The organism is Paraburkholderia phymatum STM815, from assembly GCF_000020045.1.
Classification (GTDB): domain Bacteria; phylum Pseudomonadota; class Gammaproteobacteria; order Burkholderiales; family Burkholderiaceae; genus Paraburkholderia; species Paraburkholderia phymatum.
Window position 1 is genome coordinate 1,927,230 of the sequence record NC_010623.1, and the last position, 16,284, is coordinate 1,943,513.

Consider the following 16,284-nt stretch of genomic DNA (forward strand, 5'->3'; position numbering starts at 1 on the left):
GTCATTTCCCCGTAAAAATTGAGGCAGTGTTGATGAGTCAGAACCAAGAACATCTCTATATCGGCATATTTCTTCTTACGTAAGCGGCGAAATTTATTTGACATCACGCGCTCCCAACAAATCGTCGACGAGCGCACGTAATCGAAGCAGGTCGTCAGTCCTAAACCAGGAATGTCCACCGGAGGCCTGCGCGAACAGATCTGGCTCCGGGACATCGGTCCAGGATGCCAGCACCGAGCACAGACGCTTGTGTGCGTCGTAATACATCACGCGATCTTCACCCCAGTTCTGCTTACGACTCACCAGGACAAAGTGATTTCCACGTGCTGGGTGGAATGGGTGGGTAATCTCGAAGGACGCGCCTTTGACTACGTGACGTTCCTCATGACAGACAGTTGCTGACTTGCGAGAAGGCGAAGGTCGAGCAGTCGGTGCTCCTGGCACAGCGCTGGATTCTGGCCCGGCTGCGCAACCAGCGGCTGTTCAGCCTCGACGAAGCCAACCGCGCCATCGCCGCACTGCTCGTCGACCTGAATAACAGGCCGTTCAAGAAGCTGCCCGGCTGCCGCCGCAGCGCCTTCGAGGAGCTCGATCGTCCGGCACTTCGGCCGCTGCCAGAAAGGCCTTACCAGTACGCGCAGTGGAAGATCGCCCGCGTCGGCATCGACTACCACGTCGAGCTCGATGAACACTATTACTCGGTCTCGTACTGCCACGCCCGCGAGCAGGTCGACGTGCGCCATACGAAGACAACTGTCGAGATCTTCCTGCGCGGTCAACGTATCGCCGCGCATGCGAAGAGCGAGCGCCGCGGCCATCACACCACGATCACTGCCCATATGCCGCCGAATCATCGGGCCGCCACCACGGAGTGGAATCCACAACGGCTGATCACCTGGGCCACCGACATTGGTCCGCACACCGCTGCGGTCATCGAACACCTGCTCGGCGGACGCCAGCATCCTCAGCAGGCTTACCGCGCCTGCCTGGGCGTGCTGCGCATGGGCAAGGACTACGGCCGTGCGCGGCTGGAAGCCGCCTGCCAGCGCGCCATTGATCTGAAGGCGCCGAGCTACCGGTTCATCGCCTCAACGTTGAAGAATGGTCTGGAGAGCAAGGCCGATGCGTCCGTCGCCCAGACCGAACTGCCGCTCGTGCACGCCAACGTGCGTGGGCCGTCCTATTACCACTGAAAGGAGAGCATTTACATGCTGCATCACCCGACCGTTGAACGGCTGCACGAGCTGCGCCTGTTCGGCATGGCCGCAGCGCTGGCCGACCAGCAATCCCAGAACAGCATCGATCAGCTCGGCTTCGAGGAGCGCCTCGGACTGCTCGTCGAACGCGAAGCAAGCGAACGTCAGTCGCGACTTCTTACGGCGCGACTGCGCCGCGCGAAGCTACGCTTCCCTGACGCGATACCGGAAGACATCAACTACCGCGAGCCCCGCGGACTCGACCGCGCATTACTCGCCCGGCTGCTCGCCGGCGAATGGATACGGGCGCATCAGAACGTGATTCTGGTCGCGCCAACCGGGCTTGGCAAAAGCTGGCTTGCATGCGCGATGGTCCACCAGGCATGCCGTCAGGGCTTCTCGGCCTGCTATCTGCGCATGCCGAAGTTCCACGAGGAGATGGCCATCGCACACGGTAGCGGCGGCTACGCGAAGCTGCTCGCGCAATGGGCAAAGACCGACATCCTCGTCATGGACGACCTCGCCATGGCGCCGCTGTCGGATCCGGCGCGGCGCGATCTGCTCGAGGTGCTCGACGACCGGCATGGCCGGCGTTCGACGATCGTCACCAGCCAGATCCCGGTCGATAGCTGGCACGCCGCCATCGGTGATCCAACGCTTGCTGACGCGATTCTCGACCGGTTGGTTCACAACGCGCATCGACTCACGCTATCAGGCGAATCGATGCGCAAGCGCCGAAATGGTTTGACCACCGAAGACGAGAAGGAGTAAAAGAACTCACCCCGCGTCGCCACGTCCGCAGCGCTCGCTTTGCTGTGGAATCTCCGCTCGGGTTCGCGTGGAATGCCTGCTCGCTTTGCCGTGGTACTGCTGCTCGATTTGCGTGGAATACGCACTGACTAGCGACAAATACCCGGTCTTGACGAGGAGCGGGGCAGGAATCCGCACGATGGTTCGTCTCCTCACCGCCTGAACACCGACCGCGCTTCCCATCAATACCGTGAGCGGCTGCCACCCGCGCTGCGCCGCCAGCGGGAATCAGCCTCCACAGCGTCGTGCTCAATCTTCGAACTGGCAAGGTCGGGCTCCGGCCGCCGGTCAGTATTTTCCCGATGTCCTCAAAAAACAATTTTGACGCACGTGCGATTGGGCGCATACTGACTCAACGGTCAAATTCTAAGGTCGATTGGTCAAATGATGTGACGTGAAAGGATTTTCCCGCTGAAAGGGACAGCCGTCGGGGAATCCGACGCAAGGCATAGTCGGATGCAGTGGCTCGAATCTGAACTGAGGTAAAGGACCACAATGAGTGATCTGTCGGAAGCCGTGGCTATGCCAAATGCCGTGGCACACAACAAAACGCAACTACTGAAGCTGGATGCGGTCGGCAAGGTGTATGGGAGCCACCGTGTTCTGCACGATGTGAATCTTGAAATGGCCGCGGGCGAAGTCCTTGCGATCATCGGGCCAAGTGGGTCGGGCAAAAGCACGCTTCTGCGATGCATCAATCAGCTTGAACCGCCTACGGCTGGTTCGGTTACCGTCGACGGCGTACAAATCGTGGCCGGTACCGCTCCCGGTAAAGCGAAATTGACGCACTTCCGCAGAACACTGGGGATGGTGTTCCAGTCGTTTAACCTGTTTCCCCACCTCACTGTGCTAGAGAACGTGAGCTTGGCGCAGCGACGGGTTCTGGGTCGTTCTGCCGAAGAGGCGAACGAGCGATCGCTGGCGCTGCTCACCCGAGTTGGGCTTGCCAGCAAGGCCAGCCAATATCCGGCGCGTTGTTCCGGCGGTCAACAACAACGAATCGCGATTTCACGCGCCCTTGCTCTTGATCCCAAGATCATGCTGTTCGACGAGCCAACGTCCGCACTGGATCCTGAGGTCGGACTGGAGGTGCTCGCCGTAATGCGGGAACTGGCCGACGATGGCATGACCATGATGGTTGTGACACACGAAATGCGCTTCGCCGAAAACGTGTCCGATCGTGTGGTTGTGATGGCGGATGGTGGCATCCTCGAAGAAGGTCCGAGCGGGGAGGTCATGAGGAATCCGCGAACTGAGCGCGTGCAACGTTTCCTGTCCGCAGTGAGAGACCGATGATGTCAGATCTTCTTGCAAAGATCCTCGGGGAAGTCATCGTTGCACTGCCATGGACGCTTGCAATGACGGGATTGTCATTTGCGTTTGGCGCGTTACTCGCGATCCCACTTTGCGGGTTGCGGACAGCCCACAACCCGGTTCTGAGAAACTGCGCCTTATCGCTGATTCTCACTTTCAGATCGATTCCCCCAATAGTTTGGCTCTTTCTCATCTTCTTTGGTGTTGGGAGTGATCTGATTCCGCTCAGCCCTTTTGTATCTGCCGTCATCGGATTAGGGCTGATAACTGCCGCCAACGTTGCCGAAATCTATAGGGGAGCGTTGAAGGCTGTACCTGCTGGGCAGTACGAAGCAGCGCGGGCGCTGGGGCTACCGGCACTGCTTCAATACCACGATGTATTGATCCCGCAAATATTCCGGCTTGCACTTCCATCGCTTGCGACATACGCGATCGGTTTGTTGAAGGATACTGCAGTCGCATCGACCATTGGTGTGCATGATCTCGCATTCTCGGCATACCGTGTCTCCCAGGAGACATTCAGGGGAATCGAGGTCTATGCGGCGTTCGGACTGGTGTACTTCCTGATTAGCTTGGCGATGGCATACGCGACGCGCGGCCTTGACCGGCGGCTGAGAGAGAGGATCTCCAGATGAGCACACTATTTGGTTGGTGGGCACAATGGTTGCCCAATCTATTGTATGGATTGCTTACCAGCGTTGAGGTTACGGTAGCCTGTATGCTGATCGGTATCCCATTGGGATTGTTATTTGCCTTGGGGGTTGGCTCAACAAACAAGCTCGTTCGGCGCCTGACAGTTATCCTGGTTGAGTTGGGGCGGGGAGCGCCTGCTCTGATTCTCCTGCAATTCTTCTATTTCGGATTGCCGGCCGTACATATCACACTGTCATCTTTTGTCTCATCGACGCTGGCGCTGGCTTGGTGTACCGCGGCGTATACCAGTGAGATCATTCGAGCAGGTTTGCTATCGGTTCCGCACGGGCAGCGAGAAGCTGCATATGCGATTGGCCTGAAAGAGGTTGATACGCTTAAGTTGATTATCTTGCCGCAGGGGCTGCGCGTATCTGTCCCACCGCTTCTCGGGTTCGCTCTGGTGATGCTGCAGGCAACCTCTCTCTGCTTCACGGTTGCGCTCCCCGAGCTTGTCACGCGGGCAAATCAGATTGGCACGGGGACTTTTCTTTATATGCAGGTTCTCACGCTTACAGCGCTGCTCTACGCGGCGATCTGCCTCCCGTCGACGCTATTGGTGTCGTCAATAGAGCGAAGACTTGCACGGCATGAAGCGTAAGCGCTGCATTGGCCAACTTTCGAGGATTGGGTAGGTGCTAATGCTCCGTCCTATTGTCTTTGATATTCCATCGGACGCGGTTACGCGCTGAGTCGGATCTGCTTTTTTCACGTGGTACGTATCGGTAAGAATGCGCGATCCCGGAAACGATTGTCACTTCCTTCACAACACTCTTCGGGGAGGTTTTTAAATGAAGTACTCGAAAACAGCATTTGCGATTGTCGCGGCTATTGGAATGAATCTGACTGTGTGTGTCAGTGCTACATACGCACAGTGCAAGCCTGCGCATCAGTTGAAGACATTGACGCCCGGTACTTTAACAGTATCCACGATGATGCTTCCACCGTACAACATCCCCGAAGGCAGTGGTGCCATGTCTGGGGTTGAAGGTGACATCCTCAAGAAGATTGGAGAGATGGAATGCTTGAAAATTCATGCCATGCAAGTAGACACGGCGGCAGAGATTCAGTATGTGACTACGGGAAAGGCTGACCTTAGTGCCGGCAACTGGTATGGTACAGCAGAGCGGGCAAAGGTTCTCGGGCTCACAGTTCCCATCTATCTTGATCAGGCTGGAATCTTTTCGAAGGAAGGGTTCACGAAATTTTCGGAGCTTAAAGGAAAAACGGTGGGGACCGTTCAAGGGTATAACTGGGTGCCAGATCTTCAGACAATGTACGGAGACAATCTGAAGCTCTACCCGACGCCAGTTGCGTTGGCGCAGGACCTGGCAGCGGGGCGTGTCGATACAGGTGTCGATAGCCCGGGTGCGGGTATCTATGCGCAGAAGAAAGGGGGATATCCAGGCATCAAGATCAAGGTCGCCGACCCCGATCCTCAAATCCGCGCTTCCGTTGAGCCGGCACAAATCGTATTCCTCTATCCGAAGGATAGCGTTGCATTGGGAGACGCATTGAACGCGGATATTCTCAGTCTCCAGAAGAGTGGAGAAGTCGCGAATATTCTCAAGTCGTATGGACTTGACGCAAGAAGTGCAAATGTCGGAGCTACCCGTTTAATCAAGTAATCTCTGAGCCGGTTGGCTAGGGCATCGTTCGTCGCATCTGGACGATCGGGACGGAAGGTCGATTCGGGGAAACGAGGCGGCGGTTTCGGCTGCCTCGATCTCGACCGACGGTACCACTTTTCAAGTGGAAGCGAGCAATTTGATTTTCTTCGGTTACCGGACGGACTTCAACCGGTAACGATTATCAACCGCGAACGATGACATGACCATCAAGATAAAATTTATCAATCCATTTGGTACACCCCTCTACAATGACCTGATCACAGAGACGCTTACTCCCTATTTGAGAAGTGGATCAGAGCTTGCCGTAGCGAATACGACCAACTGCCCGGAGAACATCGACTACTACTACAGCAAGCATCTTATTGAAGTAGCGGTCTTCGAGGAGGTGATCAAGGCAGAGTCAGAGGGATTCGATGCCGCTATTGTTGGTTGTTGCTATGACCCAGGCGTACGGGTGGCGCGCGAGTTGGTGGATATCCCGGTGGTAGGACCGCTCGAGGCGACGATGCAGTACGCGCCGTACTACGGACATGATTATGTGCTCGTCACTGATCACCATAAAGCGGTTCCTTACCTCCGCGATCTGGTCCGGCTCTATGGCCAGGACGTGAATTGCAGAGATGTTTCAAGTATCAACTGGTTCGTCTCAGACATGATCAAGGATACGGACTCTGTGGCGGCCGATGCGATAAAGGCAGCAGAGCGGGCCATGCTGGACCGTGGAGCAGAGGCGGCAATTTTGGGTTGTACTATCATATCCGCGAGCTACGAGCGGTGGGTGCGGCATTCCGGTGAAAAGCGCAACTTAGCGATTCTGAATCCGAATATATTTGCGCTGAAGATGGCGGAATCACTTGCCGACCTCAAAAAACAAGGCGCCTATCAAATAAGTCGAAGCGGCTATTACCAGCCGCTTCAACAACATAATCCGCGTGAGTACGCAGACTTGCGCGAGCGCTTTGCGCGGAAGAGTGCTTGAGCGTTTGCTCATGAGGCACGGGGCGTTCGAGTCATAGCAACGCTCCTCGTTCTTTCCGTCGATGCACTAAACGACGTCCATCCAGATCCTGCCCATATTTTTCGTTTTCGACGTGGGCGTCCTTTCTCACGGGCGCACCGCACGCTGCGGGCAGCCGCTCTCCGCGGTCTCGCGACCTACCCGATACCGCGAGGCACGAACTCGCCTTGATGTCTGCCGTAGTCTCCATTGAGACGCCAGATGACTCTCGGTCACGTGCTCGCTTTTATCGTTCGATCCCATTCCTCATAAAAATTTCATCGGACGTAGAGATATTCCATCAGCCGTTCGCTCGCCTCGATTCATCGCCTCCCTTTGGTGCAGGAACAGTCGATTAACCTTCGGCCCTGTCTTTTCCTGCGACATCCATTGCGTCTTGTGCTCGATAGTTCTGTCCCCTCGTAACAGGACTGCGTAGGGGTCTTCGAAGGACTGATAGTGCGCTTCGAGACCTTCCTACAGGGAGCGCAACGAGGAGGCAAGTGTTCCAAGCTCGTTGGATTTGACATTGTCAAAGCCGGAAAGTCATGCATTAGGGAAAACACTGCATCCGTGTTTAACGGTATCGGCCGCGGACGTGACGCCGATCGCATGCCAGAGATGCAAAAAACACTTGTGAAAAAATATTTGGCGCCGTAGATTTAAGACAGACCGAAGGAACTGAACGCTACACTTGCCGTCCCTGCCGTTGCTAGGCAGGTCACAAGTCACACCGGGCGCAAACGAAACAGCGGTTCGCAGCGCCATTTTTTTTGGTCAATTTACGTACGTACTGGTCGGTATAAAACCATGCACGTCGGTTAGTGTGGGAATGATGAAAGCGACTTGCTAGCTCACAGCGGCAGCCGGCGGCTTACAAACGAAAGGAAGTGTCTGCGCGAGAAGTGGTTGTTGAAAGGTGCAAGTGGGGCGCAAGAGCTTTTGGCAAATTTTGCGCGCCTCCTCGTCAATTGCTCCGCGTACGCAAGTCACGGGTTCTTTAGCGACACCGTCGCTAACCAGAAAAATCAGTGCAGTCCCACGGCAAGGTTTGGAGAAACCTAAATGAAGCACAAAAATGCGAAATTCGTATTGCTATCCACGGTTAGCGCTCTCGCGACAGTACCTGCGTTTGGCTACTCCTTTAATACCGGTATCGGTGACCTCGAAGGGCAGTGGAACACAAACCTCACTGGTGGTCTCTCGATCCGTACGAAGAGCCCAAGTTGCTCTTTGACCGGTGATCCAAACGCAAACAACTGCGGAAGCGCCGCGAACACCGCCCAATGGGCGAACGGCGACGATGGTGACTTGAACTACCGGAAAGGCCAGCCCACCAGTGCGTATCTGAGCCTGACGTCGGAGCTTCTGCTTACCATGCCTTCGGAAGGGTACAAGTTCATGATTCGCGGAACGGGACTCTACGATTTTGCGGCGAAGTACACCGACCGCACTCAACTTGATCCGGCTGCGTATAACCAGTTGGTACGAGACGTTGAGCTTCTTGATCTGTGGGGCCAAAAGGACTTCAATCTGGGCGACGAGCGGGCACACGTCCGAGTTGGTAACCAGGTGATCAACTGGGGTGAGAGCTACTTCGCATCGGGAGGCATCAACGCAACGAACAGCTTGGACATTCAAAAATTGCTTGTGCCAGGCACGCAATTGAAACAGGCTCTTCGTCCGGCGCCGATGGTTAGCTTCGCCAGTAGCCTACCGGCGGGTTTTTCAACGGAAGCGTATCTGCAATGGCAGTGGAACGGCAACAAGTATCCGCCTGTTGGAGGGTTCTGGTCCGCGTCGGATGTGTTTGGACGAGGTGCTCAACCCGGTTCGGTTAGTGGCAACAATTTCAACGTTTCCGGTATCGACGCGGGAACAATCGCCGGACAATCCAACGGCGGTCAGATCAGTAACGGTACTCTGAATGCTACCAACACGAACCTGGTGAATGGAGCATACACGGGCCTGCCTACGAGTCCGATCGGTGTGCCATATAACACCGTGCTTCCTAGTAACAAACCACAGTACGGTGTAAAGCTTGCTTATCATCCGTCCTTTCTTGACGCAAACTTCGCGTTCTATTATCTGAATTACACAGATAAGTCGCCGGTGATCACGTATCTGTCGAATGGTACAGGCCAGTTTTCCTATCTCCAGAACCGCCAGCTGTTTGGTCTCAGCACCAACTTCTCAATCGGTGACTGGGCAATCGGTGGTGAACTGTCCTATCGTCCCCGAGACGCTGTCGCGCTGACTGGATGCTACGGCGCAGGCGGACCCGCCGATGCGAATACAAACGGAGTGAGCGGCGCCGAGTGCAAGGGCTATAAGGACATGAAGAAGTTCCAGCTGGACGTTAACGCTCAGCTGAATCTTACTCAATCGTCGTATCCGTTTATCAAGTATCTGGGTGCTGACGCAGCAGTCTTCACCGCAGAACTCACCGCGGTTAACTATCCCGGCGTAAGCGCAGACAGCAAATACTACAGTACGATCAACGGACAACAGGTCTATCAGATGACCGATGCCGGGTATGGCGCGTGGCTAAACAATAATTCAGGTCTAGGCTATCCAATTGCTGCGGGACAAGGTACATCCCGTTCCCTTGGGATGGTTCTGGATTTTAACTGGACCTATGACGGAACCTTGATTCACGGCTGGCAAGTGACCCCGGGTATCACGTTCAGTGACTCTTTGGCAGGGTACACGCCAACCTTGTCTGCGAATTACATGCAAGGTGCAAAGTCGATCAACTTCTACGTGCTGTTTAACCAAAACCCGGCACTGTGGCAAGCGGGTATCAACTATACGATGTATTGGGGCGGAAACTCGGTTTCCCAGCCGTATGCAGATCGAAATTTCGTAGGTTTGTTTGTAACTCGGAATTTCTAACGTCGGTCTGAAGTAATCGCAGGTAATGCAGTTCAGGAAGGATGGTTGCCCTAACGGGATTTTGGAGAAACGCACGTGTTACATCGAAGCATTAAGAAGCTAGAAAGATGGTTTTTCGGATACAGGCTGGCTATTCTAGCTTTGCTGGTGATATTCACGATCATCATGGCCTTCTTCGCGGTCCAGCTACGTATGGACGCTGGATTCGAAAAACAGATTCCGATAGGGCACGAGTACGTAAGGACCTTCAATCAGTATCGTTCTAATCTCTTCTCGGCCAACCGGCTAACAGTGGTTGTCCGGTCTCGAAATGGAACGATCTGGTCCAAAGAGGGACTTCAGAAGCTGGCGAGCGTCACCCAGGCGGTGACATACCTGCCGAACGTCGATCGGCTTGGCGTTCAATCTTTGTGGACACCGAATTCGTTTGTAAACGAAATCACAGAGGACGGGTTCCGGTCACAACCGATTATCCCGGGAACGGTCACGCCGGATGGGCTCACCCCGGAAATGGTGACCACGATTCACCGGTCGACTGTTGAAGGAGGATTCATCGGCTCGCTTGTATCGCGTGATGGAAAAAGCGCGATGGTAACCGCGGAACTCAGCGAGCTGGGAAGCGACGGGAAAAAGATCGACTACATTACCTTCAATCATTTGCTGGAGACGGATATTCGGCAAAAATTTGAGAATGGAGACTATGAGATTCAAATTATCGGCTTCGCAAAGCAAATCGGTGATATCGCCGATGGTGCAAAGTCGGTTCTCGTATTTTGCGCAATTGCGCTTGTTCTTACGGCCTTGGCGGTCTATTGGTACTGCCATTCGATTCGATTCACGATCTTGCCGATTGCCTGCTCGTTGACATCTTTGGTTTGGCAGTTCGGCACGTTGCGATTGCTGGGTTTTGGGCTCGACCCGTTGGGCGTCCTCGTGCCATTTCTTGTGTTTGCAATTGGTGTGTCACATGGTGTTCAGCAGATCAACTTTATTACGCGAGAGCTGGCACATGGGAAGTCCTCTTACGACGCAGCGCGAAGCAGCTTCAGCGGGCTATTGATTCCGGGAACGTTGGCACTTATCACCGCCCTGGTCTCATTCGTTACTTTGCTACTGATTCCGATCCCCATGATCCGGGAGTTGGCCATCACTGCATCCCTTGGCGTGGGATATAAGATACTGACAAATCTTTTGATGTTGCCACTCGCCGCGTCGTTCGTCAGTTTTGACCAGAGCTACGCCGAAAAAATGATGAAGTTGCGGGAGCAACGCTCAAATTGGTTGCGTGCACTCTCTCGCGTAGCGGAGCCGAGAAACGCCGTAATCACGCTGATCGTGTTGGCGGGTGTATTTTCGGCTGCGGTGTGGGAGAGCCGTGACCGGGTAGTCGGAACGTTGCAACCAGGAGCGCCTGAACTTCGACCCGATGCCCGTTTCAACCGTGACGCTGTCTCGATCGCGAATAACTTTGATGTTGGCCTCGACTGGCTGTCCGTCGTGATAGAAGCGCCAGCTGACTCTTGTGAAAGCCCTGCCGTTGGACAGTTTGACGACAAGCTGGTCTACGCCCTGCAAGATGTCCCGGGGGTTGTGTCTGTCACGTCTTATCCTGGGATGCTTCGTTCCTATAGCCAAGGCTACAACGAAGGAAATCCGAAGATGGCGGTGGTGCCAATCGATCAAGGAAACTACGCCGCTTTGAGCACCGAAATAGCGCGGGTTCGGGGCTACTTGAACAAGGACTGCAGTATGACCGCTGTCCACATCTATCTCACGGATCATAAGGCAACGACCATCAATCGAGTGGTAAATGAGGTCAAGCTATTCCGCGACCGTCACCCAACGCCGGGAGTTCGGATCCGGTTGGCAGCCGGCAATGCCGGAGTCCTTGCGGCGATCAATGACGAGGTCGAAAAGAGTGAACTCCCGATGATGTTATATGTGTATGGTGCAATCATCGTTTTGGTGTTTGCCGTTTATCGAGACCTCAGGGCAGTTGTCGCGTGTTGTCTACCGCTGACCGTGGGTACCTTCATTGGGTACTGGTTCATGAAGTCGTTTGAAATCGGTCTTACTGTTGCGACGTTGCCAGTCATGGTTCTCGCTGTCGGTATTGGTGTTGACTACGCGTTTTACATTTATAACCGCCTCCAGGCGCATCTCGCTGAGGGCGAGTCAATCGTCGGAGCCTTGGAGCACTCGATTTTGGAAGTCGGGATGGCAACGATTTTTACTGCGATCACTTTGGCCATCGGTGTCGCGACGTGGAGTTTCTCCAGCCTGAAATTCCAGGCGGACATGGGCAAGTTGCTCGCGTTCATGTTCATTGTGAATCTTGTCATGGCAATGACAGCGCTGCCCGCGCTCGCGGTTGTGCTTGAACGTGTATTTCCGAGACGGAAGCCGGTCCGGGCGCCAGGCATTCTTGGCCATTAAGAAAAGGAGCTTGGGCGATGTCGTTGTCGAAAATCAAAGCCGTTGCAGCGTTGGTGGTTGCTACCATTTCCATCGGTAATTCTTTTGCAGAGGAAAGTCAACTTCCTGCCCTTTCTGGCCATGCAGAGCTTCGCCTCGGGGAAGCGGAACGCACGCGGAGTGCTGCGCATACACAGATACTTGGTGTATCTCGCGCAGGCAGTCGCATTGTCGCAGTCGGGGATCATGGAGTTGTACTCCGATCTGACGATGGGGGAAAGACATTCAATCAGGCGCGGTCGGTGCCGGTTGACAGTACTTTGACGGCGGTTTCATTCGTCGACTCCAAAAACGGTTGGGCGGTCGGACACTGGGGCGTCATCATTCGGACAAGGGACGGTGGGGAAACCTGGGTCCTGGAACGCTCGGACACGAAGGTTGATCAACCTCTGTTTTCCGTGCATTTCGATGATGCTGAGCACGGTTGGGCGGTTGGTCTGTGGTCTTTGCTCCTGCATACCGAGGACGGTGGCCGTACGTGGCACTCGGTAAGTGCTCCCATACCACCCGGGGCGAAGAAAGCAGACCGTAACTTCTTCTCGGTTGTGGGAGACGGGAAAGGGAGCTTGTATATCGCTTGTGAGCAAGGCTTGGTCTTGCGCTCGCGAGATGGGGGGCAAACCTGGTCGTATTCGCAGACGGGATATGACGGTTCCCTGTGGTCGGCAGTTGTATTGAACGACGGAACCCTGATCGTCGGCGGGCTGAGAGGCACAATCTACCGCAGCACGGACAATGGGGAAACTTGGCAACGTTCAGAAAGCCAGTCCAAGTCGTCGATTACCGATTTCTCTGTACACAGCGGGAAAATTGTAGCGTCGGCGTTGGATGGCGTCGTACTGGAGAGCAAGGACGGCGGAAAGACCTTCTCGTCCACTCAACGAAGCGGAAGAGAGGCGCTCACGGCAATCGTTCAATCTGCTTCAGGCAGTCTTGTGCTGTTTTCACAGGGTGGTATCGCGCGATAAATGTCTTCGACTGTTGGGATGCAACTGTCCAAAAGGGTGCGCCATAGACGCACCCATTTTATCGCACCCCCGCGAGCGTGTTGTTTCGGTCATTCTCGAATTCTTGCGGACTACGGCGTTACCGCGTGCTTGGATCTAAGCATCGAATCGACTAAAATACTGAATGGTCAGTATGTAAGTCCGATCATTCAACATATCTACGAGCAATGAAAGATTCTGGAATCCCTGAATTGGTTTTCGACTACATCGTTGTTGGTGCCGGTTCTAGCGGTTGTGTGGTCGCATCACGATTGTCCGAGGATCGGAGTGTGAGCGTCTTGCTCATTGAGGCGGGACCCGAAGACAAGAGTTGGACTATCGACATGCCGCTTGCCGTGGAGGCGTTGGTTTCCGGCAGCCGCTTCAACTGGCAATACCGGAGCGAACCGGAAACCATGCTCGAGGGCCGGCAGATCGACCATCCGAGGGGTAAAGTTCTCGGCGGGTCGTCGTCGATCAATGGGATGGTATATACACGCGGTAACCCGTTGGACTACGACGGCTGGGCCATCGAGTTCGGATGTACCGGCTGGGGTTACGCCGACGTTTTGCCCTACTTCAAACGTTCAGAAACATTTCTGGGGCCTTCAAACGAATATCGTGGTCGAACGGGGCCTCTAAAGGTGACCCGACCAGATGTCAACAAGGATCCGCTAAATCGGGCCTTTATGGAGGCGGGGAGGCAGGCTGGTTATCCGGTTAGTGTTGATTCGAACGGTTTCCAGCACGAAGGATTTCATCCGAGCGAATGCACGATCTATAACGGTCGCAGGTGGAGCGCCTCTCGGGCATTTCTCTCGCCAGATGTGCGTCGACGTTCCAATCTCGCGATCTACACAGGCGCATTGGTTGAGCGCATTGTAATTGAGAATAAGGTAGCGGTCGGCATCGAGCTTTCGCGAGCCGGTACTCGCACGTTTGCCAAGGCGCGGAGAGAGGTCGTTCTGTGCGCCGGTGCGTTTGGTTCGCCTCAACTGCTCCAGTTATCGGGGATTGGTCCCAGCGATGTTCTTCAAGCAGCGAATGTTGACGTCGTGCACGAACTGAACGGCGTCGGCAAAAATCTGCAGGATCATCCCGATCTTCCGGTGCCATTCGTTTGCGAGAAACCAGTCGGTCTTGGTGCGGTTACACGTTTTCCACGGAAGCAAATCGTTGGCGCACAGTGGTTTCTTGGAAAAGGCGGTCTTGCCGCCAGTAACCAGTTCGAAGCTGCGGCCTATCTCCGCACCAAGGCGGGTATCAAATATCCTGACCTGAAACTTGAATTGTTGGGCGTTGGTTTTCAGCCGGATAGCTTTAAACCTTACCCTGGATACAGTTTTCAGATCCATATGACGCTGCTCCGGGCAGCCAGCCGCGGGCACCTCGCGATCAAGAGCAACTCGGCAGCGGAGAAGCCTCTAATCAAATTTAACTACCTCAGCGAGTCGGCTGACAGAGAGTTCTATCGCGACGCATTTCGAATCACGCGTGAGCTCGTCGCACAACCAGCATTTTCGGAATATTCGGGGAAGGAATTGGCGCCGGGTGCGGAAGTGAAGTCCGATGACGAGATCGATCATTGGGTGGCCGCGCACATTGCAACTGCTTTCCATCCGTCGGGGACATGCAGAATGGGACCCGTGAACGACGAGCGGACCGTTGTCACTCCGGATCTAAAGGTTCGCGGAGTTGCAAACCTGCGGGTGGCCGATGCCTCGATTATGCCGTTGGTAGTTGCTTCGAACACGAACGCCCCATGCATCATGATTGGCGAGCGCGCGGCTGATCTGTTGCGTGGAAGGAAACTCTCGCCGGAGGAACGTCCATACTATGTTGCCCCGAACTGGGAAACCTCCCAACGGTAGCAGCGACATGTTTTCGTAGTGACCTGCCACGTGCCGGCTCGTCGCTTCAACCTTCTGTTTATGTAGACGTTGATTGTCGCCAACAGCAATCCCGGAGGAATAGGTGAGTAATACAGGTGGAGTTGTTCCTGAAACCATGCGTGCTGTGCATCTGACTGGTTACGGCGGAATCGAAAAGCTGGTCTATCGAGAGGACGTTGCGACGCCGCAACCTCAGAATGGCGAGGTATTGATCAAAGTTGGAGCTTGTGGTCTCAATAATACGGATGTCAACCTTCGCACCCGTTGGTATCACCGATCTGTAAACGAAAGTTTGTCCGAACAGGTCGCACTTACTGGTGCGAAGGGCGCAGGTGCCGAGGAGGAGCAAGGCAATGCGTCGTGGAATCAAGAAAGCATTGTGTTCCCGCGTATTCAGGGTGCGGCGATCGCAGGACGAATCGTTGCAGTGGGCCCATCTGTGGACGCCGGCCGGGTAGGGGAAAGAGTGCTTGTTGATCCGCAAGTTCGAGATTTGAGTCTTCCCTTGCGCGCTCAACTGATCGCTTACCTGGGTGGCGATCGAGATGGCGGTTTCGCCGAATACGCGGTGGTCCCCGCGGCAAACGCCTACCCGCTATCGTCTAGCCTCACAGACGCCGAGCTTGCAACATTCCCCACTTCGTACGATACGGCTGAGGAAATGTTGGTTCGAGCCCGGTTGAGTGAGGGCGAGACCGTTGTGATTACAGGGGCTGCCGGCGGTGTCGGAACGGCATTGATCCAGCTTGCCCATATCAGGAAGGCGCGAGTGATCGCGATTGCCGGGAAATCAAAAGAAGAACGCATACGCGAGCTTGGTGCGCATGCATTTGTACCCCGCGAAGTTGACAATCTGAGGGATGCCGTAGAGAAGATCGTCGGACCGCAAGGCGTAGATGTGGTCGCGGACGTAGTGGGTGGCCCGATGTTCGGCGACTTGTTGAAGCTTCTTCGCCGCGGCGGCCGATACTCGACGGCCGGCGCGATTGCAGGGCCGGTGCAGCCGCTCGACCTGCGTGATTTGATCTACAAGGATCTCGAGATGTACGGCATTACATGTCCGACACCTGAGACATTCGCGCAGGTGGTGGGCTACGTGGAATCGGGCCAATTGCGTCCATTGGTGGATAAAGTTTTTGACCTGAGCGATCTCCGTGAAGCTCAAGGCGAATTGGTCAAACGCGCGCATGTCGGAAAGTTGGTCGTTGTTCCTTGAACGAGTGAGTGCGATGTATGCGGAAGGGGCGGCAACCGATTTTGCTTCCCCTAGCGCACTGTGCTCATGGCTATCAGTGCAATCAAGATTGACGTCGTCCCAAGGTCTCGTCCGCCCTCACACGCTGTGTTTCTAATGACCGGTGATGAGGCTCGTTCGACAATCACCTCACGCGAAGTGGC

General features: G+C 55.0%; 12 protein-coding genes and 1 pseudogene. 12 read left to right on the plus strand and 1 reads right to left on the minus strand.

Annotation, left to right across the window (positions count from 1 at the left end):
* Positions 1-93: 93 nt before the first annotated feature.
* Positions 94-444 carry a DUF5372 family protein gene (locus BPHY_RS43885; RefSeq protein WP_279635025.1) on the minus strand — a complete coding sequence of 117 codons (351 nt, stop codon included), beginning with the start codon at positions 442-444 and terminating at the stop codon, positions 94-96.
* Between BPHY_RS43885 and BPHY_RS24375 the strand changes: the two are divergent.
* From BPHY_RS24375 to BPHY_RS24430, 12 genes and pseudogenes are all read left to right on the plus strand, one after another.
* A pseudogene (locus tag BPHY_RS24375) lies at positions 408-1,193 on the plus strand (Mu transposase domain-containing protein); the annotation flags it as partial. The gene BPHY_RS43885 and the pseudogene BPHY_RS24375 sit on opposite strands and share 37 nt — an antisense overlap.
* Positions 1,194-1,208: 15 nt before the next feature.
* Positions 1,209-1,967: an IS21-like element helper ATPase IstB gene (gene istB, locus BPHY_RS24380; RefSeq protein WP_012404132.1), complete on the plus strand. Its 759-nt coding sequence runs from the start codon at positions 1,209-1,211 to the stop codon at positions 1,965-1,967.
* 534 nt (positions 1,968-2,501) lie between these two features.
* A complete protein-coding gene (locus BPHY_RS24385; RefSeq protein ID WP_012404133.1) occupies positions 2,502-3,302 on the plus strand; it encodes an amino acid ABC transporter ATP-binding protein in 801 nt (266 codons plus the stop codon).
* The gene (locus BPHY_RS24390; protein WP_012404134.1) at positions 3,299-3,955 is read left to right on the plus strand and encodes an amino acid ABC transporter permease; all 657 of its coding nucleotides are present in this window, start codon (positions 3,299-3,301) and stop codon (positions 3,953-3,955) included. Before BPHY_RS24385 ends, BPHY_RS24390 begins: the two co-directional genes overlap by 4 nt.
* Positions 3,952-4,611 carry an amino acid ABC transporter permease gene (locus BPHY_RS24395; RefSeq protein ID WP_012404135.1) on the plus strand — a complete coding sequence of 220 codons (660 nt, stop codon included), beginning with the start codon at positions 3,952-3,954 and terminating at the stop codon, positions 4,609-4,611. Before BPHY_RS24390 ends, BPHY_RS24395 begins: the two co-directional genes overlap by 4 nt.
* A 190-nt stretch (positions 4,612-4,801) precedes the next feature.
* Positions 4,802-5,638: a substrate-binding periplasmic protein gene (locus tag BPHY_RS24400; RefSeq protein ID WP_012404136.1), complete on the plus strand. Its 837-nt coding sequence runs from the start codon at positions 4,802-4,804 to the stop codon at positions 5,636-5,638.
* Positions 5,639-5,840: 202 nt separating this feature from the next.
* Entirely contained in the window at positions 5,841-6,620 is a 780-nt protein-coding gene (locus tag BPHY_RS24405) for an aspartate/glutamate racemase family protein (RefSeq protein ID WP_012404137.1), read from the plus strand.
* Positions 6,621-7,703: 1,083 nt separating this feature from the next.
* Complete coding sequence (locus BPHY_RS24410) at positions 7,704-9,533, plus strand: DUF1302 domain-containing protein (RefSeq protein WP_012404138.1); 1,830 nt, start codon at positions 7,704-7,706, stop codon at positions 9,531-9,533.
* A gap of 75 nt (positions 9,534-9,608) precedes the next feature.
* Positions 9,609-11,969, plus strand: coding sequence for an efflux RND transporter permease subunit (locus tag BPHY_RS24415; protein WP_012404139.1), 2,361 nt, complete (start codon positions 9,609-9,611; stop codon positions 11,967-11,969).
* A 17-nt stretch (positions 11,970-11,986) separates the two neighbouring features.
* Complete coding sequence (locus tag BPHY_RS24420) at positions 11,987-12,976, plus strand: WD40/YVTN/BNR-like repeat-containing protein (protein WP_012404140.1); 990 nt, start codon at positions 11,987-11,989, stop codon at positions 12,974-12,976.
* Between the two features lie 206 nt (positions 12,977-13,182).
* Complete coding sequence (locus BPHY_RS24425) at positions 13,183-14,865, plus strand: choline dehydrogenase (protein WP_012404141.1); 1,683 nt, start codon at positions 13,183-13,185, stop codon at positions 14,863-14,865.
* Between the two features lie 103 nt (positions 14,866-14,968).
* A complete protein-coding gene (locus BPHY_RS24430) occupies positions 14,969-16,102 on the plus strand; it encodes an alcohol dehydrogenase family protein (protein ID WP_012404142.1) in 1,134 nt (377 codons plus the stop codon).
* Positions 16,103-16,284: the final 182 nt, after the last annotated feature.

What these genes read in the sequence shown, in the direction of transcription:
- BPHY_RS24420 (WP_012404140.1), top strand. Translation starts at nt 11,987, where the DNA reads ATGTCGTTGTCGAAAATCAAAGCCGTTGCAGCGTTGGTGGTTGCTACC.
- BPHY_RS24425 (WP_012404141.1), top strand. Translation starts at nt 13,183, where the DNA reads ATGAAAGATTCTGGAATCCCTGAATTGGTTTTCGACTACATCGTTGTT.
- BPHY_RS24405 (WP_012404137.1), top strand. Translation starts at nt 5,841, where the DNA reads ATGACCATCAAGATAAAATTTATCAATCCATTTGGTACACCCCTCTAC.
- BPHY_RS24395 (WP_012404135.1), top strand. Translation starts at nt 3,952, where the DNA reads ATGAGCACACTATTTGGTTGGTGGGCACAATGGTTGCCCAATCTATTG.
- istB (WP_012404132.1), top strand. Translation starts at nt 1,209, where the DNA reads ATGCTGCATCACCCGACCGTTGAACGGCTGCACGAGCTGCGCCTGTTC.
- BPHY_RS24390 (WP_012404134.1), top strand. Translation starts at nt 3,299, where the DNA reads ATGATGTCAGATCTTCTTGCAAAGATCCTCGGGGAAGTCATCGTTGCA.
- BPHY_RS24410 (WP_012404138.1), top strand. Translation starts at nt 7,704, where the DNA reads ATGAAGCACAAAAATGCGAAATTCGTATTGCTATCCACGGTTAGCGCT.
- BPHY_RS24400 (WP_012404136.1), top strand. Translation starts at nt 4,802, where the DNA reads ATGAAGTACTCGAAAACAGCATTTGCGATTGTCGCGGCTATTGGAATG.
- BPHY_RS24385 (WP_012404133.1), top strand. Translation starts at nt 2,502, where the DNA reads ATGAGTGATCTGTCGGAAGCCGTGGCTATGCCAAATGCCGTGGCACAC.